The following is an 18,787-nucleotide window of genomic DNA, read 5'->3' as shown; positions in this document are numbered from 1 at the left end:
AGGCGAGTCTGAGGACCTTGCGTTGTTCAATCAAGCCCATCCATCACTCGGCGCCTCGGAACCCAACCAGTGTTCCGTGACCACTTTCTTTCGCGTGTAGAAGGCAACGGCATCGGCACCCTGGGTATTGTGATAGCCGTAGATCGAATCCTTCCAACCTCCGAACGGGAAGAACCCCATCGGCGCCGGTACGCCGACATTGATGCCGAGCATACCGGCCTGGGCGCGCTCGCGGAAGGTGCGGGCCGACGCCCCGGATTGCGTGAAAACGCAGGCCGTGTTGCCGTATCGGCTGCGGTTCGCAAGAGTGATCGCCGCGTCCAGGTCCGGCGCCCGCATCACGCTCACCACCGGCCCGAAGATCTCCTCGCGGCCGACGAACATTTCCGGCGTCACGTCGTCGAACACCGTCGGCCCAATGAAGCAACCCCTGGGCCTGCTGGGCACAGTCTGGGAACGCCCGTCGAGGCGGAGCTGGGCTCCTTCCTCCACCCCGCGCTCGATCGCGGCCCGAATCCGCTTCTCCTCCTTCGTGTTCACCACGGGGCAGAGCGTCGCGATGTCGTCCAGCCCGTCCCCCAACCTGAGTTCGCCCGCTGCAGAGATGAAGGCATCGACGACGGCGTCCTGCCGCTCCCGATCGCCGGCTACCACCAGCACGCTCCCGTCGAGGCAGCGCTGCCCCGCGGAGCCGAAGCATGATGTGATCAGGTCTGGCAGGATACGTTCCAGGTCGGCGTCGGGCAGGATGAGCAGATGGTTCTTCGCCCCGCCGTGCGCCTGGACACGCTTGCCGTGTGCCCCTGCGAAACGATAGACAGACTCCGCCACGGCGGACGTGCCGACGAATGAGACCGCCTGAACATGCGGGTTGGCGATGAGCCGCTCGCTGACATCCTTGCTACCCTGCACCACGCCGACGACGCCCCGTGGCAAGCCGGCGTCGGCGAACATCTCCACGAGACTGGTGCCGGTGAGCGGCGCCTTCTCGGCGGGCTTGAGAATGAACGTGTTCCCGCAGGCGACGGCGACCGACATCATCCAGAGCGGGATCACGGCCGGGAAATTGAACGGCGGGATGCCGACCACCACGCCCATGGGTTCGCGGACGGTGAGGCAGTCGACGTTCCGCGAGATGCCGGACAAAGACTGCCCCATCATCTGGGAGGGAATGCCGCAGGCGAAGTCGACGACATCGATCCCGCGACGCAGGGCGACGCGAGCCTCGCCCAGTAGCTTGCCGTTCTCTCGAACAACGCTGTGAGCCACGTCCGAGAAGTTCTTCTCAAGCAACTCCCGGAACCTGAACAGGACGTGGGCCCGATCCGGCGCCGGGGTGGCACGCCAGCCGGGGAGGGCCCGGGCGGCTGCGGCGCAAGCATCGTCCACCTGCTCCAGTGAGGCCTCGCGTACCGGCGCCACCAGCTCGGACGAGTCCGCCGGGTTGTAGATATCGCGGATTGCACCCCCAAGGCCCTCGACCCACGACCCGGCCACCAGATTCAGCGCATTAGCCAAACGAGGGGAGATCGCGGGAGACCGATCCGGGGCAGCATTGGCGCTCATGGTGTTCTCCGGAGACTGGGAATCGGCCCTGCGTCCGGACGGAGCATCAGAGGTTAACCCCACCCATGTCTTCGTAGCGTTCCCCGCTGGCGGCCCCTTTCGGCGCGGCCTCGTCGATCCGCTTCAGGTCATCGCCCGTGAGGGTGATTCCGAGAGCGGCAACATTCTCTTCCAGGTTCTTACGACGCTTGGTGCCGGGGATGGGGACGACCCCCTCCTGAGCCAGGAGCCACGCCAGCGCCAACTGGGCCGGAGTCACGCCCTTCGCGGCGGCGATCTCCTTCACGCGATCCACGAGCTGGAGGTTCTTGTTGAAATTCTCGCCCTGGAACCTGGGCCTGTGACGACGCCAGTCGTCAGGGGGCAGATCCTCGAAGCGGCGCAACTGGCCGGTGAGGAAGCCGCGTCCGAGCGGGCTGTACGCGACGTAACCGATGCCCAGATCCCGCACGGTCGGGAGCAGCTCGTCCTCGGGGTCGCGGCTCCAGAGCGAATACTCGGTCTGCAGTGCTGTAATCGGATGGATTGCGTGAGCACGGCGGATGGTCGCGGGCGACGCCTCGCATAGGCCGAGGTAGCGCACCTTGCCCTTCTGCACCAGATCCGCCATGGCGCCGACCGTGTCCTCGATGGGGACGTTCGGATCGACGCGGTGCTGATAGAAGAGGTCGATGTGGTCGATCCCCAGTCGTTTCAGCGAGCCGTCGCAGGCTTCGCGGACGTGCTTCGGGCTGCCGTCGATGCTCCCGCCTCCCTTGCCGTCCGTGCCGCCAACGAAGCCGAACTTCGTGGCCACGTTCACGCCGTTACGCCGGTCGCGGACCGCCTTGCCGACCAGCACCTCGTTGGTGAAGGGGCCGTAGGCGTCCGACGTGTCGAGGAGATTGATCCCCAGGTCCAGGGCCCGGTGGATGGTCGCGATGGACTCGGCCTCGTCGGCGGGCCCGTAGGCGTCGCTCATGCCCATGCAGTCGAGACCCTGTGCCGAGACGACCAGACCTTGGCTGCCGAGTGGTCGCGACTTGACGGGGTTACCCATAGTGAGGCCTCCACTGATCTTGCGAGACGACCACATAATCCGATTTTTTGCCCCTTGCTTCCAGGACACTAGGCGGGGCTGATGGTCGCCGCAAGTAAATTCAGTAGTTCGGTGATTGGGAGTCGAGGGAGTGTCAGGGCGTGACAGACTCAAGCTCCTCCATGAAAATGACTTGTGCTAAACCCATTACTCACGGTGGGTACGATGCGCAAGTCCACCAGCACCCTGACACCCGCTCAAGTCTATCGCTACGCCGTTCAGGCATTCCAGCCCCACCTGAAGCTTTCCAATGCAAAGGGGGGCCTCGCCGAGACCATCCTGACGGTCCTCTTCGCCGCCGCCGCACGGATCAGTTCCCTGTCTGACACCTGCCAGCGACTTTGCGGAGTCCCCGACGAGCATGTCGTCGCCGAGGCCCTCTACTCCACCCTACCCGATTACAACCGGCTCCGACGGCGCGTCCAGGCTGCACTGTTGGGCCATCTGCCCAAGGCCCTGCGACGGCGGCCCCAAGTCATCGCCATCGACCTGACCTTGCTCCCATACTATGGCGCCGATCGCAAGACCAACCTCTCGGTCATGCGGAGCCAGGCCAAGAAAAGCACGTGCTCGTTCTACGGTTACGCCACCGCCTACGTGATCCGCAAAGGCTCGCGATACACTGTGGCGTTGATGGCCGCGACTCGAAAGACGACGATGACGGAGGTCGTCCGCGAACTGCTCCGGCAGGTCCGTGCCGCCGGGATCTCGATCCGTTTCACGGTCCTGGATCGCGGGTTCTACAGCTCGGTTGTCCTCGATGCTCGGCCTCGAAGCACGAGGTCAGATAATCCAGCACGTTGCGTCCTTGCTGTTGGCAGGTCGCGACCACGCTCAGGGGCCGTTCCACGATATGGCTGCCTTGCTCGCTATCCGTCCCGTCGCTGATCCGTGGCCAGATCACCGTGAATCGCAGCGTTCGCTCCGCCGCGTTGTTCGTCGGTTCGATTCCCTGAACACGCGCAAACGTCCAGAGCCCCTCTTCCACTTTGAGGATCTTGAGGCACGTCGCCGAGGTATTGGCGCACCCGCACTTTGACCCCTCCTCCAGGGCGTGATGAACCTCACGACGCAACCGAGCCATCTCAGCGCCGAACGTTTCCCAATCCTGAGTTCCGTCGCGCATCCGATGCCAGTGGTGAAACAGCCGATGCGACTGCTTCAACAACATTGCGCCTCTTCTCCAGGGGGTGGAGACGGTATCGAGTCACTTTGCCGCCTTTGGGTTCGCATTGGATTTGACCTCGAAATCGAGGACGGTGCTCTCGTTTGGGACCTCGACGTCCTTCTCGTAGAACGAAGGGGCGGCATTCTTCTTTTTCGACGTCGGGCTGGTGTCGAGTCCGAGCGCCATCTTTGCCATCATCGGGTCGTTCCGGATATCTTCGGGGAGTTTGCTGGCGGCTGCGCCTGCCGTTATTAGCAAGGGCATTGTTACCGACATCTTGTATTTGCCGGGCGCGAGGCCCGACCGCTGGCGTGTCATGGCCTTGTAATTGCCGTCCGGCCCTGTTGTGTCGAGGCCGGGGGCGCCGGCCTGATTGTCGGGCGCGGGAAGGAATGCGACGGTCGCTCCCTCCAGGGGCTTCCCGTCCATAGTGATGATGCCCGAGACCGGCACCAACTTCAGTGTATCGGAGGAGTCGCCGCATCCGGCGAGCAAGAGGAGAGGCAGGACCGGGATCAGGGCGCGAGAAATCGTCATGGCCGCAGTCGTCTCCAGAGAACATGCCCGGCCGGGCGAGGCTGGGGAACCGCAATGCAAAGGATCGTTTTCGGCCCGATCGCAAGAGGAGATATCGCCGATATTGACGGGGCGGTTATCTCCAGAACGCGAAGGCCGGCGCATTGGCCGAATGGCGAACAAGCCTCTCGTTGCGAGGTCGAGAGGCTTGCCGCGAGAAAACCAGGCAATGATCATTAAACCAGTTCACTGGAAAGGCCAGGCCGGAGCCAGCTTCCTTGGTCCGCCGCGCGTCCTCGTCGGTTTAGAGGGAATCGCTGCTGATGATCTCCCCGCCCTTAATGGTCGAGATCGCCCCCCAGGTGGTCAAGCTGACGGTATTCTTGATGAAGCGGACAGAGCCGTCACCCATCTGCATGTTCAGTCCGCCCGAATGTTGGCTTGAGAGTACCCAGGCGTATCCCAGTTTTCTCGGATTGCTGGCGACTCCGCTCAATGCGCTCGCCGGAGCGTTGGGCAGGTAATCGATGGCGGCGGTCGACGCGCCGGCGGGGATGATCCTGCCGTGAACGCTCGTGTGCGGCCCCGAGCCCCAGTAGGGACCATACTGGGTGGCGGTGTGCTCCTGACGCGACTCGCCAATCATGGCCGTGTTGCTCAGGCCGTCCTGAATCTGGCTGATCGTGGTGGAGTTGTCGGTGTAGAAGGCTGCGGCGTAAGCGGGAGCGGGCACCCCCAGCTTGAGGCCGCCGGGACAGTCATAATCGGTGTAGATTCCTGTAATGAAAAGGTAGTTGCTTCGCCGAGCTTCTGACCGCGCATAGGCACCGGTCCCGGCCTCGTTCATCACCTGGGGCGGGTTGTCGGACGGGCATGCGAACACGCTGATGAGCGCTCCCACGACCGTCGTATTGACAATGGGATTACCTCGCAAGATCGTGTTCCCCGGCCCTGAACCATCAGTAACGGACGCCTGCCAGGCGGATCCGCTCGAGGCCTGGCTAAAGTTGTAGGCATTTGCCATGGCCTGCTGCTCCAGTTGCGGCAGCAAGAGCACGAATCCGCTGGTATTCAGAACATACCCGACCCCCCCATTCGAACGGTTGCAACTCCCAGAGTAGATCTTGGGCGGAGGGAAGGCGGAGTGGATGCTCTCGTAGTTGTGGAGCGCGAGGCCCATCTGCTTCAGATTGTTGACGCATTGCGAGCGCCGGGCCGCTTCGCGGGCCGCCTGGACAGCCGGCAAGAGCAGGGCGATCAATACCGCGATGATCGCGATGACAACGAGCAACTCAATCAGGGTAAAGGCTCGACGATGGCGCACGGGGCGTCCCTCCAGTGGAAGGTGAAGGAGAAATATAAAGGAATGAAAAGAAGCGGTCGGGGGCACTCGCCTTCAGGCGGAGCGCGATGGCGATACCTCGAGAAGTTTTTCTGAAGACTTCGCGAGCCGATTGCGTGAACGAATGACTCTTGCCGAATCTGCGATTGTGAATTCGACAGGATTTAGCGACATCGCTCACCCTGCCAGGACTTACGCCATCACGCCCGCGAGGTAGGGAGGGCGAGTGTGAAGCGAATAAAAATGTCGATCAAAGAGGTCGTAGCACAAAACATGTTCTTTGTCCAGTTTCGTATGGCTAGTATTGTAAGCTGGACTTTCAGAGACCTTGTTCATCCGACACCGCCAGGCTGAGCAGCCTCTCCGCAGTGGCCCCCGGACGGAGGACCGCACGGAGATGCTCACCCAGCAGCGCACGGCGCCAGGCTCGCCGCTAGTCGGCATGGCTGGGACGACGCAACGGTGGGTCTGCGGCCGTGGGCCAGCACGGCGCCGAGGAACAGCAGGGTGAGTCGGGGTGCGGACTGGCGGTCGAGGGCATAGGCGATGTGGGAGAGCCACTGGCACGGTGCGGGGAGCGGATGCGAGGATGTCATGGCGGGCTCCGTCCGGGATGATCGGCTGGCTTGGTAACCGCCATCGTCCCGGTCGGGCCGACCCTCGTCTACGCACCGATCATGAGGCGTCTTCTCGATGGCCCCCGAGATACCCGATCGCTGGGCGACGCCCGCGGCGCGGAGGTCGCTCTCGCATCGCTTCGCACTACCGCACTACCCGTTCTCGCAGGACTGGGAATGGTAAGTGGCCGATCCCTCCCGGTTCGGCGAATTCCTCGGTGCGTACGAGTCAGGCGATCTCGACGAGGATGAGCGGTTCGCCCTCTATGGAGATCCTCATCCAATGCATCGAGGACATGGGTTTGCCCTCGGTCGAGTCGTCGCCACAGTGGCGTTCGGTCGCCAATCTGCTACGCGCCCACGCCGGGCTCCACGCCAGTTCGGTCCGGTACTGGTCCTGTCTGGAGGATCGTGACCCTGTGGACTGCTTCCAGGTAACCGGGCCGATGAGGCCTGTCTGGGATGCCATCCGGCGAGCCGATGACGAGCTCCGCGAGGCAAGCCACCCTTAACAACGTCCGGGAAAGTGCAAAACGGTTGCAAGTCCAAGGATGCCCCGCCGCCTCTCAGCCTTGCACCAACGACTTCTGGTTATCCCCCACAAATCGTCGGACCAGCCAGTCTCCGGAAAGAATCAGGATGATCGAGGCCCCCACGGTTGGGAGCAGAATTCCCAGCAGGACGGTCAGTCCCCCCACCCATTTTGGGACGGCTCCTTGTTTGGGACGATGCGGAAAACCGGTTTCCCCCTTGGGGCGGCGTTTCCACCACATCCAAACCCCCGTGATGACCATGCCAATCAGCGCCAGACAGGTCAAAAAGGCGAGAATCTTAGATGTCATTCCAAACGTCAAACCTTGATGCAGTGATTCCGCAAAGGCCAGGATCCGAACCATCGGCTTCAGTTCCGCTGTATCGGTCGCGGTAACAATTGCCCCTGTGTACTGGTCGACGTCGAAGCCTCGAACCGTATTCACGTCGCCCTGATTCATCAGATAGGCTTTGTGGGCCTCTTTGGGGGTGGTGGCTGGCATGAAGTACATGACATCATCGGGTTGGCTATGGCCGAGAACTCCCGCGACTGAACGATCCAATGAGTCTGGAGATGGCCTTTCACTCACTCCTTTTGATTCCCCACGGGCCAGAAAATCGCCAAGCGACTGCTTCGTTTGGACCGAAATCCAGGTGTAGCCGGTTCCCCATACTTGAGACATGAACAAGCCGGTCACCAGAATGATCGCGGCAATTGGGGTTGCATACATCCCGACGACCGCGTGCAAGTCACGCAGGACAAGGTAAGGCTTTCCTTTCAGCCGTGGCAGCCAGACTCCATAGACACGACTCTTGTTCCTGGGCCACCAAAGAAAAATACCCGTGACCAGGAGTACCAGCCCCCAACTCGTCGCCAACTCGACGATGACGCGGCCTGGAGCACCGGCGAATAACGTTCGGTGCAACTCCAAGATGATGTGGAAAAACTCTTTGTCCTGAATTTGCGTTCCTAAGACTTCACCGGTGTAGGGATTGACGAAAACACTCCGATGCGTTTGGTCGGGGTTCGCATCCCCCCCTTCGTAGGCATCAGCAATGAACTCGGTGGAGCGTCTTGGGTCCACATGGACGGTGAGAAACTCAATCCCCTTCCCACCTGCGGCTTGCTGGGCAATGGTTCGCTGATTGTCGTAACTCAATCGCTCGCTGGCCGGTTTGACAAAGTAGAGGTCTTCATAGATCCAGCCGGCCAATTCCGCGTGAAAGACGTAGAGTGCCCCTGTGATCGCCGCTACCAAGAGAATGGGAGACACGATCAGACCGGCATAGAAGTGCCATCGCCAAATGACTCGGTAAAGCCGAGGCTTCGTCGCGTCGACGGTCTCCGGAGCGGATGCGGAGTACCTTGGTGTTCCCGATCCACTGGCATCGGTATCCCCGTCGTCCGACAGGGATTCCGCTGGCAACTCATTTAATTTCGATGGGCTTGAGGACATTGGTTCCCTCGGTAATCGTCACCTGCCAGGGTGACTTCTTTGGATCCTTGTATTTGCCTTGGAGTCGGTCGGACGGTCGGGCGAAGCCGGCGGGTATCGCCTTCTTGCCCTTCGTCAATTTGGCATCGGGCTGATACCACTGGATCGTGACCGAGTACCCACCGAGCGGCGCACCGTCGTTTTGCTCATAGGATGAAAGCTGAAATGTTCCATCCTCCCCGGTCGTGGCGGAGGGTGTGACGCCTTCTTTCGCCGCGGGACTGCCTTCTGAGGGGTGGAGCAACACGAGCACGCCACTCTCTGATTGCCCATCGACCGACACCTTGCCGCTTACGGGATGGACAGGGAGTCGTCCCTCTTCCGCTCCGCCGCCACAGCCGGCGCCGGCGATCAGGCATAGCAGGGAGAGAGTCATCAACCTAGGACTGAAATAAGACACTCGGCAATCCTCACGTATTAGTATTCACCAATGACCATGGCATCGGCCCTGCCACACAGCCCCCAGAAGACTCGGCCATTGATGGTCTCTTTAAGGAAGCGACTGGACCCATCGGCGAAGGTGACATTGACCCCGCCTGGATGAAAACTATAGGGTTGCGATTCATTGGTACAGTTCATCACGCAGGGACCGTTCGTCGTCGACCCATCGGCGGAACTCGTATGAACGTCGATGCCGAATGAGAATGACCAAGGAGCAGACCATCTTGCCTGCAGGTCGGTAATTTCTCCCTGCGACCGCCACCCCTTGCGGTAGCTCGTTGGTCGGCCCGCCTGTTCGTAATACAAAACCGTATTGGATAACCCATCAGTACAATCGCGGAACTGTGAGGGGTTTGTGAGCGTGTATGAGTCCGGCGGACCGAAATTCCAGAGGTGGCCCATCATTCCGACGTTTGAGTCGCCGTTGATGTCATTGACCCAGCGAATCCCGTTGTAGTCGGTTGTTGCACCCGTATTCTTCCCATTCTGGGCAGGCAGGCCACCGAAAGATGATGCAAAGGCGTTGTCACAGGCCATCTTGCGATAACTCCCCGGTGCGGACGGGCAAGTGTAGACTGCGAGCGATGTGTTCACGACAGTTTGATTGTCGCTATGGTCGAATCCTTTGGTGTGGTCGTAGCGGTCGTACAGATTGCCTTGCTCAATGTAGGGCAGCATGAATATGCCAGTTCCTTGGCCCGCGTATCCACCGTAGCCCGCGGAAGGAGAGAACGCGACCAGACCGGGCGGGATATACGCGTGGGTATCCGCGTACATGTGTGCGGCCAACCCCAACTGCCGCATGTTGTTCGTGCACTGCGCACGCCGGGCCGCCTCACGAGCGGCCTGCACGGCCGGGAGTAAGAGGGAGATCAAAACGGCGATGATCGCGATGACCACCAGGAGTTCGATCAGCGTAAAGCCCGGGCGACGCGTGGAGTGGACACGTGGCGGCATGCAAAGTCTCCTCGTCACAAGCATTTCAGAAGAAGAATGTTTGACCTGCTGAGGTTTTCCCTGTGGCTGGCTTTGGCTGGCCCAAGGACGCTCTGAGCAGTTGGACCCGGCTTCCCAATAATTCTGGTTGATCCGCACCAGACTCGACGTCGCAGCCCGCGAGTAGATCCTGATCCCGCGGCGGAACTCTCTGCCGCTCAGGAGCCGTAACCGCCTCGGGTTGGTGACCCTCTCCGAGGCCGGTTGATCGGCACCCCGGATCGCCTCCCGCCTCGGCTACTGTGGCCAGGCCGTCCGCGACCTACCGCGGGCCTGGCTCGCCCGCGGCGCTGACGCGCTGCACTCCTTCCGCACCGGCCCTAGCCCCGACCCCGAGCTCGACCATCGCTACCACGTCGCCGACAAACTGAAACGGTTGCTCGCCGAGGACCGGACCGGGACCAGCCAGCAACTCACCCAGGCCGAGCGAGCCGGTCGCATCCTGGAGAACCTCAAGGCGAAGGCGGCCTCCGGAGTCGGCCCTGGCTGACCTCGACGAGTGCCGGTTCTCGCCGACGCTGCCGGTCGGCGGCAACTGGACCCTGGCGGACCAGTGGAAACCGGTCCGGCAAGAGTCGCCCGTCGACCTGAACTTCAGTAACTACGGGCGTAAGCACCGATCGAAACGTCCAAATAAAGTACGTCCAGCTGCTTGGCGAAGCGCTGTTGGGAATAGCAGGAGGGATTGAGATTCAGTCTCAGATCCGCCGGATTCTACTCCCCATCTTCACAAACTGCAAGTCGATGGATCATATTTCGAGAGGAAATTCGTAACGCCTCAGCCGAATTAAGCGAGTACGATCATCCGTCGGCATGATGAAGCCGGGGATCGGACGGACATCTCTCTCTGCGAAGCTTCTCGTTCTCTCTCGCTTTAGGGAAAGAAGAGGACATGCATTGCAATCTCAAGGTCGCAATGCATGTCCTTGTCGTCCCGAACGATCGTCGTTGTTGGGTCTTCTGGGTGAATCTGAGAAATCTGCCAGATTCTTATGCCAGGATCCAGAGTGCGAAGGTATGCACATGCCGTTCGACCTTGGTCTGAGGTCTCGGCCGCCGATCCTCTCGAGGCCCCTATGATTGTCCGGAGAGTGGGACGAGCGATCGGGAGGGCAGGTCGAGACCAACGCCGTCACGGGATTGTTTCCCCCCCGTCTGAGCCGCTACGGTGGCCCTGAGGCGACTCTCTGTTGTGGTTTTCCGAGGCGTTCCGGAGTCCTTGGCGATGTGGGCCTGCCCCAAGTGTCACAGCAAGGTGGATGACGGCTTCGACGTCTGTTGGTCGTGCGGCACCACGCCCGACGGCGTTGAGGACCCCACGTTTCTCACCGCTGACGAGTTGGATCCGATCGAGGATCTTCCCATCGACCTCGAATCCGAAGCTGTGGATCTGGGCGACGACTTCGTGGGTGCGCCCTTCCCCAACCTCGTTCAATGCTACATGGCAGAGAACGCGATCGAAGCAAAATTCCTCGCCGATCGACTGTCCGAGCAGGGCATCCCCGCGCTGGCGGACAAGCATGATCTCAACACGATGCTGGGAGGCTTTCAGCCCCAGTTGTGGGGCAATGGCCCTTGTGTCCGAGTCCGCCCTGAAGACTTGCCTCGTGCCGTCGCCTGGCTGAAGGAGTACGAAGACCATCGCAAAGCCAATTCCTGAAGCGCCGGCACCCTGGGGAGGGAGGGCCGCGATGTCTGACCTGCTTCCTTTTTTCTCTAAAAAAGTGGGAACCTGCCCCCCCGGAGCGGACACTACATCTCGAAAGAGAGAACGAACCAGTGCAGGGAGGATTGGCCCTTGGCAACCGATCAGGGAGGGAACATCCTGCGGCCATTGCACACGCTGTTTCGCCTGGGAGCCATCGGTCAACTCACGGATGGCCAACTCCTGACGCGTTTTATGGAACGTGGAGGGGAGGCGGCCGACGCGGCGTTTGCGGCGCTCGTTGAACGGCACGGTCCGATGGTCCTGCGGGTCTGTCGCCGCGTCCTGGATAATCCTCATGATGCCCAGGACGCGTTTCAGGCAACCTTCCTGGTTCTGGTGCGCAGGTCATCGGCGGTTTGTCGTCGCGACTCCCTCGGGAGTTGGCTGCATGGAGTCGCTCTGCGGGTGGCAGGAAACGCCCGGAGGAGAGACCTCAGGCGCCGGCGGCACGAACGACTGAACGCTGAACGGGTGCCTGGGGCCGACGACTGTCCCGACCTTGGGGGCAAGCTGGACCTGGAGCGGCTCCTGCATGAGGAACTCGGTCGCTTACCCGATCGGTATCGTGCGCCGATGGTGCTCTGCTACCTCGAGGGGCGCTCCTGCGAGGAGGTGGCCCATCGGTTGAATTGGCCGTTGGGAACAGTGAAGAGTCGCTTGGCACGCGGTCGTGAGCGGCTTCGGGGTCGTCTCGTCCGCCGTGGCGTTGTGCCGACGGTTGGGACCGTTGTGGCGACGCTTGTCGCCGAACGAGCCATGGGAGCGATTCCGGTGGCACTTGAAGAGGGGACGATTCGCGCTGCGATTGGACTCGCGGCAGGTCGAGGGGCGACCGTCAAGCTGGTCTCGTTGGCCGCCGCGGAACTCATGGAAGGAGCATTGAGAACGATGACTGTCTCGTCTCGGAAAGCGATTGCGATGGGCCTGCTGGCCCTAGGGATCGCCGTGGTAAGTACGGGCTCCCTGATGCAGCGGGCCGTGGGCGACGCCCCGACCCCTCCCTCTCGCGAGTTGGAGATGACCCCGTTGCCCTCGTATGTCGTCGAGCCACCGGACCTGATCCGCGTCGATGTTCATGAGGCGTTGCCGAGCCAGCCAATTCAAGGCGAGCGCCTGGTCCGCCCCGATGGCAAGATCAGCTTGGGCTATTATGGCGAGCTCTACGTAGCTGGCCTGACGCCTCGTGAGATCAAGGAAAAACTTATTCTTCATCTCCGCACGTTTCTGACGGAAGAACAACTCGGCCTGAGCGTACCCGACTCGACGCAAAGCGGGCGATCAAGGCTGGTCGCGGCGGCCGACTCCACGCGGGTCAGTGTCGAGGTGACCGCTTACAACAGCAAGGTCTACTACGTCCAAGGCGACGTCGCCTCGCCTGGTCGAATACCGATTACCGGCCGTGAGACGGTTCTCGACGGGTTGAGCTACGCGGGAGGCCTGTCTTCCCCCGCGGCCGAGTCTCACATCCGGCTGGTCCGCCCTGTGCCGGGTGGACGGGCCCCCGAGAAACTCCTGAAGGTCGACTACCAGGCGATCGTCGAAAAAGGGGATCCCACGACCAACTACCAGCTTCGCCCTGGCGACCGCTTGATTGTCTCTCGCGACCCGAAATCGAAACCGACGCAAGAACAAGAAGCGAAGGAGCAAGCGACGAACATCGCAATCGAACGCCGGTTGACTGCTGTCGAGCGGCGCCTCGACCGGGTCATCGAACTGCTGGAAGGGAGAAAAGCTCCTTCACCCGCCAATGAATCGGAGCCGAAACCGGAGGGGCTTTAATCGGTTTGCCCGCGGGTTGCACACCGTTGGGGTGGCCCAGGTCATGCGTTGTCCGTGGTCGCGAGGAACAGGCTACCCACAATTTCCCTGAAAAAAGAGGACATGCATTGCAGTCTCAAAGTCGCAATACGTGTCCTTGCCGTCCTCGGCCGCTCCATGTACTCGTCGCGCCGCCGGTCCGCCTCGGTGGGTTCGAGCTTGTGGCCCGGTGGGGGGTGGAGGGCGGACGGGGTGGGTGGCTGTGTGCGGGCGGGTAGGGCATCTACTTGCATGCAGGAGGAGGAGGCGTAGGCGATGCTCAAGACGATCGTAGGCCGCTCCAGTCAACCCTAATCGTTGGATTTACGAGGAGAGAGAGGGTCACGATGTTGTCGCTGTACGTGAACTCTGCACGCAGGGTGTCTTGGTCAATCCACAAGCGGCTCATCTTCTCGTGGGATACCACACTGATGCAGCGATCGGCAACATTCAATGCGGTTTGCACCGAATCGTCCGTATCGTTGTAGGAGAATACCAGACTAATACCCGCCACATCAGCGACTCGGAACAGAGTTACATCGTCCGATCGCTCGGGATCGACGCCGAAATATTCACGTAGCTCAAGCTCTGATGGGTAGGTCATTCGTTATCCACCGAATGGGATGATTGTGGGGAGCCGACGAGTTCCGTCTGACAAGACTTCCCAAACAGCAAGAAGGACATGCATTGCAGTGCTGGCCTGAGTGATGTTAGATCGTCGGAACGAACGTTGCAACGCGAGATTTCAACCCGTTCGCACGCACGGACTGCCCCGGCGACTCGATCCCGCCTTTTGCCGGATTCGCACTCTGGCTACCGGCCGCAGGGAACCACTGAGGACAGGCGGATCCATCTTGCGCTCGCGCAGCAGTCGACAATAAGGGAGGGACGATGTTGAACCGATCAACCCCGCTCGGCCCCCCCCACCCGGGGTTCGGGAGGGAAATGACGGCTGTGGACTCGCCCGGCAAACCGCCACGGTCTTACGTACGAGCCGGACAACCCCCTAGGTTCGCCAAGTCATGCAGTCCCAGACAAAAGAAGAGTGCATGTATTGCAATCTCAATGTTACAACGTATGTCATTGCCATTAACTTTGTGAACGCCTGGAACAAGGGGACCGCCTGGGCCATGCTGGTGAAGGCCGAGCACGAATTGGGAATGGAGTTCGAGTTCGCACCGGGGCCAGCGGTGGCCAGGCACCGAAGTGGGCACGACGGAAAACCCGAGTAACCCGTCGAGGCAATCGTCCAGGCCTCGATCTTTACGGAATCTCCCAGATTTCGCATTTGGAGTGGCTGGTTACTCCAGGTCCTCTGGCGACTCGACTCTGTTCTCTTCGCCAAGAATCTGGGATCAAGTGCGGGCATCACAAGGATTTCGGAATCGCGCATGAGCAACCCCGACGAAATCCTGGCCTACAACCGTCGAGCATGGGATCGCCAGGTCGAGCGGGGCAATTGCTGGACCGTCCCGGTCGGCCCGGAGGTGATCGACCGGGCGCGCCGGGGTGACTGGTCCGTCGTGCTGACGCCCCGAAAGAAGAGGACATGCATTGTAATCTCAAGGTCGCAATGCATGTCCTTGCCGTCCAGAGCTGATATCGGGCTCTTTCACCAATGTCGCGAGTACGCAGGAGGTCTCTTATAATACCATAATTGACAAGATGTAGCATTACTGGGAAGGCGAGGATTACTTGACGGACTTCCGCTTCGGCGTCGCGGCCTTCTTGAGTTTGTGTTTGTTCAATCCCTTGGGCTGATCCAGTAGGCAAATATCAGCTTCGTCGAAGTGTGTCGCCTTCCCCTTCACGTCGTAGATGGTGAACGCGCGGCTGAGGAGAGCAAGGACGCGAAGGATCTTGTTCCCGTAACTGTTCGATGTGTCACCCGCGTAATGTAGGCCTACAACAGTGAGACTGTTCTGATCCCAGATCAGAGAGCCTGAGTCTCCGCCGTTCGTCATCTGTGTGTATTGTAACTGGTTTACGAATACGGCGGTTTGACCTCCGAGAGTAGTCCTAGTGGTCGCGTTGTCTGAGACGATGGTGCCTGTTGTGAGTTGCGTCGACCGCCCCGATTTTCGAATGGCCTGCTGCGGGGTGGCGTCGGCCAGCGCGCCGGGTATGCCGATACCCTGGACGTTCCTTGTAATGTCTCCCGGGTTAACCGCCTCGGCGATCGCGCAATCCACTTCATTATTCGCCCCGGTAGCAAAATCGATCGGCACCCACCTTGTGAGAGTTGCGATCACGTCGTTTTGGACAGTTCCACCATCGGCTACCCCGGGCTGGAGTACATTGTCACCCACGGTCCCCGCGTTGACATTTGCGAGGACGTGGTTGTTGCTCAGTATGAACCCGAAATTAGCCCCGAAGCGGACGTTTCCGCCGAAGGTGCCTGCTGTCACGTTGACGTGGCCAACGCTAAATCCCCCGTCGCACGGCCGCGCTCGCGCTGTGTTCATTTCGGCCACAACCGGCCCAGTGTCTTCGACAATCACTTGCACCGGATCACCTCCGGCGAATTTCCCTTCGTTGTCCACCGCGGGCAGGCTCGACGGGATCGGAGGACTGGCCGGAGCGAGTGACGCCCCACCGTTGAGACGTAGAGGGTTGCGTGGTGCGATACCGATCACGATAATGCCATCACCGGTAGGACGACCCACTGAATCGAGTTTTAGCCGAGGCGCTATCGATACGATCTCCGGGTGGTCCCGAAGCAGTTGTATCTGGAAATGGTCCTTAGTTCGGCTTGCAGTGGTGTAATCCGGCATTTGTCCACCTGAAATTGACGTGACAACTCGCTAGGCTCTCGCAGGTTTGACTTCGCCGTCTATCTCTACTCTTGGGACGATAAGGTCAAATGAGGCTAATGGTATTAATCATCCCGTCTGGTGCGATGGAGAATGTTGGCTGTGTCCCGGCAGGAAGCGCCGCTCCTAATTGCGTTAGATTTGCGTTAGAGAGCATCGTGCGAATCGGGAAGGAAAGAGCGATTACGCCGGGGATGGCGATCGGCGGCGTATCGTCGAAGTCGTAACGGGCCACTTGGACTGTGAGATCGACGTTCGGCGTACGTGAGATGTCAGCGGTTTGGGTGGCCGCAATGCTCACGTGGGTCACTCCGGGGGCTCCCGCCGATTGACCGTTAAGGATAATGATCGGCAGGCCCGAGTCGTTTCGCAGAGTAATGTCGCCTTGACCACCGATTGCAACCGGAAGACCCGATCCGTTCTGAATCTCGACCTGAATCCATGTAATAGTCATAATTTAAGACTCAATATAGGATGTCCGTAGCGGAATGTTGCCGCTTCGTTGAGTTCACAAGCCGCGCGGTTGGCCTATTGTCGCACGTGATCGATCTAATCCGGGGTCAGCTAGATGAGTGTTGACCCCGATGTCCAGATCCTCGCCGGGCTCTTCTGAACTCATATTGGACATCTGCCGCATTCCCATGTCAAAGAAATACGGCGAGATTGGGATGAGAAGCACGCGTTAAGGCACGCTCATCCCCCGCCTGACGGGAACAGCAAGAAGGACATGCATTGCAGTGCTGGCCTGAGTGATGTTAGATCGTCGGAACGAACGTTGCGTCGCGAGATTTCAACCCGTTCGCACGCACGGACTGCCCCGGCGACTCGATCCCGCCTTTTGCCGGATTCGCACTCTGGCTACCGGCCGCAGGGAACCACTGAGGACAGGCGGATCCATCTTGCGCTCGCGCAGCAGTCGACAATAAGGGAGGGACGATGTTGAACCGATCAACCCCGCTCGGCCCCCCCCCACCCGGGGTTCGGGAGGGAAATGACGGCTGTGGGCTTGCCCGGCAAACCGCCACGGTCTTACGTACGAGCCGGACAACCCTCCAGGTTCGCCAGGTGATGCAGTCCCAGACGAAAGAAGAGGACATGACATTGCAATCTCAAGGTCGCAATGCATGTCCTTGCCGTCCCCCTCCGGTGTATAGGTTACGGTGCAATCGCCCTGGACCTACCGCTTACGCAGGAGTCGCCCCACCAGAGATATGAAACACGCCAAGGGACACCAGAAGAAGAGCGAGTTCAGCAATGCCGGATACCAGATGATCATGAGTAGGTCGCTGGACTCCAGGATATGTGGTATGGGCAAGCCACGCTCGAGCAACGCGACGGACGGCAGGCCGAGGACCCCAATCGCAAAATCGGCGTCGCCATGACCGCCGCCGAACCCGCCTTGCGAGAAGAAAAGAGCGGTGGCGATCAGCGCGCAGCCGACCGGCACGAGGGGAAGCGAGAGGGTAAGTCGCCGCCAGATCGTTTTTATCAAGACAAGCCTCTTTTTATCAAGACAAGCTTCGCTTCCGGGTTGCCAAACAAGCTCTGGGTAGACCAGGGCCGTCCGGGACGATGGCGATTACCACCCCTGCCGATCGCCCCGGACGGAGCCAGCCATGATATCCTCGCATTCGCTCCCCGCACCGTGCCAGTGGTTGAGCAGAACAGCAAGGACACGCATTGTACTGCTGGCCTGAGTGATGTTCAGAGTCGGACTAAGCGGCTGGACGTGGACTTCCTATAATTCCGTATGATCCGCACTTACCTTGACGATACCATCCGTGATGAACTTCAAGTTCTGAGGCGGCAACCGCTTCCACCGAGGGGCCGTGACCGTATCGAAATGGTCACCCTCTCCGACGCCGGCTGGTCGCCTCCTCGGATCGCCAAACACCTCGGCTACTGCGGCCAGACCGTCCGCGACACACTCCGCGGCTTCCTCGCCCGTGGCCTCGAGGCCCTCTACCCATTTCGATCCGGCCCGCCCCCCAACATCGCCCACTTGGACCGGGTGGCGGAGGAGTTGAGGCGATTGCTTGCCGAAGACCGCACCTGGACCAGCCGGCAGCTCAGCCAGGCCTTGGCCGAGCGAGGCATTAGCCTGGGGGCCAGGCAAGTCCGTCGCCACCTGAAACGAATCCAGGCGGGTTACCGTCGCACCGCATCGTCCCTCAAGCATAAGCAGGACCCGGCCAAGGCCGAGCGAGCCGGCCGCATCTTGGACAACCTTAAGTCGAAGGCGATTGCAGGCGACATGATCCTCTATTATCTCGACGAGTGCGGCTTCTCCCCGACGCTGCCGGTGGGCTATAGCTGGTCGCTGCCGAAGCAACGCAAATTCATCCGCTACGAGGCCCCTCAGGGGAGGAGGGTCAATGCCCTGGGCGCTTACCGCCCCTTCGGTGCATCGCCACGGCTGGAAATCTTCACGGCCGAGCGGACCTGGGACTCGTATGACCTGCTCGGTTTCCTGAAGGCCTTGCCATGGTCGAAACGCCCCCGGGTGGTGGTGCTGGACAATGCCAGTTTCCACACGAGTGCGGTGATCCGGCAGGCGCGTCGGGCGTTGGCCGCGTCGGGGATCTACCTGTACTTCCTGCCGCCGTATAGCCCGGAATTGAACCTGATCGAGATGGACCAAGCAGACTCCACCTCAAGCGACAGGTGGTGCGAGCCCACCCGTGGCGGTTATTATCGGCGTCGCCGCGTTGCTTGAAC

The 18,787-nt window shown here is 60.6% G+C and carries 18 protein-coding genes and 2 pseudogenes; 7 read left to right on the top strand and 13 right to left on the bottom strand.

Annotated features, from left to right (window positions below):
* Nucleotides 1-30 precede the first annotated feature (30 nt).
* Complete coding sequence (mmsA, locus tag V5E97_RS24635; protein ID WP_406694235.1) at nt 31-1,566, bottom strand: CoA-acylating methylmalonate-semialdehyde dehydrogenase; 1,536 nt, start codon at nt 1,564-1,566, stop codon at nt 31-33.
* A gap of 46 nt (nt 1,567-1,612) precedes the next feature.
* On the bottom strand, nt 1,613-2,605 hold the full coding sequence (locus tag V5E97_RS24630; protein WP_406694233.1) for an aldo/keto reductase: 993 nt from the start codon (nt 2,603-2,605) through the stop codon (nt 1,613-1,615).
* 204 nt (nt 2,606-2,809) lie between these two features.
* On the opposite strand from V5E97_RS24630, the pseudogene V5E97_RS24625 reads away from it, so the two are divergent.
* A pseudogene (locus V5E97_RS24625) lies at nt 2,810-3,403 on the top strand (transposase); the annotation flags it as partial.
* Nucleotides 3,404-3,851: 448 nt separating this feature from the next.
* Here V5E97_RS24625 and V5E97_RS24620 read toward each other — a convergent pair.
* From V5E97_RS24620 to V5E97_RS24610, 3 genes are all read right to left on the bottom strand, one after another.
* A complete protein-coding gene (locus tag V5E97_RS24620; RefSeq protein WP_406694230.1) occupies nt 3,852-4,349 on the bottom strand; it encodes a carboxypeptidase-like regulatory domain-containing protein in 498 nt (165 codons plus the stop codon).
* A 283-nt stretch (nt 4,350-4,632) separates the two neighbouring features.
* Nucleotides 4,633-5,652: a DUF1559 family PulG-like putative transporter gene (locus V5E97_RS24615; RefSeq protein WP_406694228.1), complete on the bottom strand. Its 1,020-nt coding sequence runs from the start codon at nt 5,650-5,652 to the stop codon at nt 4,633-4,635.
* 419 nt (nt 5,653-6,071) lie between these two features.
* Complete coding sequence (locus V5E97_RS24610) at nt 6,072-6,266, bottom strand: hypothetical protein (RefSeq protein WP_406694227.1); 195 nt, start codon at nt 6,264-6,266, stop codon at nt 6,072-6,074.
* 269 nt (nt 6,267-6,535) lie between these two features.
* Between V5E97_RS24610 and V5E97_RS24605 the strand changes: the two genes are divergently transcribed.
* Nucleotides 6,536-6,799, top strand: coding sequence for a hypothetical protein (locus V5E97_RS24605; RefSeq protein ID WP_406694226.1), 264 nt, complete (start codon nt 6,536-6,538; stop codon nt 6,797-6,799).
* 54 nt (nt 6,800-6,853) lie between these two features.
* Here V5E97_RS24605 and V5E97_RS24600 read toward each other — a convergent pair whose 3' ends face one another.
* The 4 genes from V5E97_RS24600 to V5E97_RS24585 all read right to left on the bottom strand — a co-directional run bounded on the left by V5E97_RS24600 (nt 6,854) and on the right by V5E97_RS24585 (nt 10,286).
* Nucleotides 6,854-8,245 carry a PepSY-associated TM helix domain-containing protein gene (locus V5E97_RS24600; RefSeq protein WP_406694225.1) on the bottom strand — a complete coding sequence of 464 codons (1,392 nt, stop codon included), beginning with the start codon at nt 8,243-8,245 and terminating at the stop codon, nt 6,854-6,856.
* 1 nt (nt 8,246) lies between these two features.
* The gene (locus V5E97_RS24595) at nt 8,247-8,714 is read right to left on the bottom strand and encodes a hypothetical protein (RefSeq protein ID WP_406694224.1); all 468 of its coding nucleotides are present in this window, start codon (nt 8,712-8,714) and stop codon (nt 8,247-8,249) included.
* Nucleotides 8,715-8,731: 17 nt separating this feature from the next.
* Nucleotides 8,732-9,712 (bottom strand): DUF1559 family PulG-like putative transporter, encoded by a 981-nt coding sequence (locus tag V5E97_RS24590; protein ID WP_406694222.1) that lies wholly within the window; start codon nt 9,710-9,712, stop codon nt 8,732-8,734.
* Between the two features lie 301 nt (nt 9,713-10,013).
* Nucleotides 10,014-10,286, bottom strand: a complete 273-nt coding sequence (locus V5E97_RS24585; RefSeq protein WP_406694221.1) for a hypothetical protein — start codon at nt 10,284-10,286, stop codon at nt 10,014-10,016.
* Between the two features lie 690 nt (nt 10,287-10,976).
* Here V5E97_RS24585 and V5E97_RS24580 point away from each other — a divergent pair.
* Entirely contained in the window at nt 10,977-11,411 is a 435-nt protein-coding gene (locus tag V5E97_RS24580; protein ID WP_406694220.1) for a putative signal transducing protein, read from the top strand.
* 138 nt (nt 11,412-11,549) lie between these two features.
* A complete protein-coding gene (locus V5E97_RS24575; protein ID WP_406694218.1) occupies nt 11,550-13,238 on the top strand; it encodes a sigma-70 family RNA polymerase sigma factor in 1,689 nt (562 codons plus the stop codon).
* Between the two features lie 298 nt (nt 13,239-13,536).
* Here V5E97_RS24575 and V5E97_RS24570 read toward each other — a convergent pair whose 3' ends face one another.
* Complete coding sequence (locus V5E97_RS24570; RefSeq protein WP_406694217.1) at nt 13,537-13,860, bottom strand: hypothetical protein; 324 nt, start codon at nt 13,858-13,860, stop codon at nt 13,537-13,539.
* A 445-nt stretch (nt 13,861-14,305) separates the two neighbouring features.
* Between V5E97_RS24570 and V5E97_RS24565 the strand changes: the two genes are divergently transcribed.
* Both V5E97_RS24565 and V5E97_RS24560 read left to right on the top strand, forming a co-directional pair.
* Nucleotides 14,306-14,488: a hypothetical protein gene (locus V5E97_RS24565; RefSeq protein WP_406694215.1), complete on the top strand. Its 183-nt coding sequence runs from the start codon at nt 14,306-14,308 to the stop codon at nt 14,486-14,488.
* Between the two features lie 159 nt (nt 14,489-14,647).
* A pseudogene (locus V5E97_RS24560) lies at nt 14,648-14,797 on the top strand (SAM-dependent methyltransferase); the annotation flags it as partial.
* A 150-nt stretch (nt 14,798-14,947) separates the two neighbouring features.
* Here V5E97_RS24560 and V5E97_RS24555 read toward each other — a convergent pair.
* The 3 genes from V5E97_RS24555 to V5E97_RS24545 all read right to left on the bottom strand — a co-directional run bounded on the left by V5E97_RS24555 (nt 14,948) and on the right by V5E97_RS24545 (nt 17,561).
* On the bottom strand, nt 14,948-15,799 hold the full coding sequence (locus V5E97_RS24555; RefSeq protein ID WP_406694213.1) for a chymotrypsin family serine protease: 852 nt from the start codon (nt 15,797-15,799) through the stop codon (nt 14,948-14,950).
* A 316-nt stretch (nt 15,800-16,115) separates the two neighbouring features.
* On the bottom strand, nt 16,116-16,523 hold the full coding sequence (locus tag V5E97_RS24550) for a hypothetical protein (RefSeq protein WP_406694212.1): 408 nt from the start codon (nt 16,521-16,523) through the stop codon (nt 16,116-16,118).
* A gap of 723 nt (nt 16,524-17,246) precedes the next feature.
* The gene (locus V5E97_RS24545) at nt 17,247-17,561 is read right to left on the bottom strand and encodes a hypothetical protein (RefSeq protein ID WP_406694211.1); all 315 of its coding nucleotides are present in this window, start codon (nt 17,559-17,561) and stop codon (nt 17,247-17,249) included.
* 351 nt (nt 17,562-17,912) lie between these two features.
* On the opposite strand from V5E97_RS24545, the gene V5E97_RS24540 reads away from it, so the two are divergent.
* Nucleotides 17,913-18,785: an IS630 family transposase gene (locus V5E97_RS24540; protein WP_406694209.1), complete on the top strand. Its 873-nt coding sequence runs from the start codon at nt 17,913-17,915 to the stop codon at nt 18,783-18,785.
* Nucleotides 18,786-18,787 lie beyond the last annotated feature (2 nt).

Origin of the sequence: Singulisphaera photorubra (assembly GCF_045290345.1) — a bacterium.
Taxonomy (GTDB): Bacteria; Planctomycetota; Planctomycetia; order Isosphaerales; family Isosphaeraceae; genus Singulisphaera.
The sequence above is the reverse complement of the archived record's forward strand: the minus strand, read 5'-3'. Positions and strand labels throughout refer to the sequence as shown.

Bases quoted from the DNA above. Each gene is read 5' to 3' on its own strand.
- mmsA (WP_406694235.1), bottom strand. From the start codon at position 1,566: ATGAGCGCCAATGCTGCCCCGGATCGGTCTCCCGCGATCTCCCCTCGT.
- V5E97_RS24630 (WP_406694233.1), bottom strand. From the start codon at position 2,605: ATGGGTAACCCCGTCAAGTCGCGACCACTCGGCAGCCAAGGTCTGGTC.
- V5E97_RS24620 (WP_406694230.1), bottom strand. From the start codon at position 4,349: ATGACGATTTCTCGCGCCCTGATCCCGGTCCTGCCTCTCCTCTTGCTC.
- V5E97_RS24610 (WP_406694227.1), bottom strand. From the start codon at position 6,266: ATGACATCCTCGCATCCGCTCCCCGCACCGTGCCAGTGGCTCTCCCAC.
- V5E97_RS24605 (WP_406694226.1), top strand. From the start codon at position 6,536: ATGAGCGGTTCGCCCTCTATGGAGATCCTCATCCAATGCATCGAGGAC.
- V5E97_RS24590 (WP_406694222.1), bottom strand. From the start codon at position 9,712: ATGCCGCCACGTGTCCACTCCACGCGTCGCCCGGGCTTTACGCTGATC.
- V5E97_RS24580 (WP_406694220.1), top strand. From the start codon at position 10,977: ATGTGGGCCTGCCCCAAGTGTCACAGCAAGGTGGATGACGGCTTCGAC.
- V5E97_RS24570 (WP_406694217.1), bottom strand. From the start codon at position 13,860: ATGACCTACCCATCAGAGCTTGAGCTACGTGAATATTTCGGCGTCGAT.
- V5E97_RS24565 (WP_406694215.1), top strand. From the start codon at position 14,306: ATGTATTGCAATCTCAATGTTACAACGTATGTCATTGCCATTAACTTT.
- V5E97_RS24550 (WP_406694212.1), bottom strand. From the start codon at position 16,523: ATGACTATTACATGGATTCAGGTCGAGATTCAGAACGGATCGGGTCTT.
- V5E97_RS24540 (WP_406694209.1), top strand. From the start codon at position 17,913: ATGGTCACCCTCTCCGACGCCGGCTGGTCGCCTCCTCGGATCGCCAAA.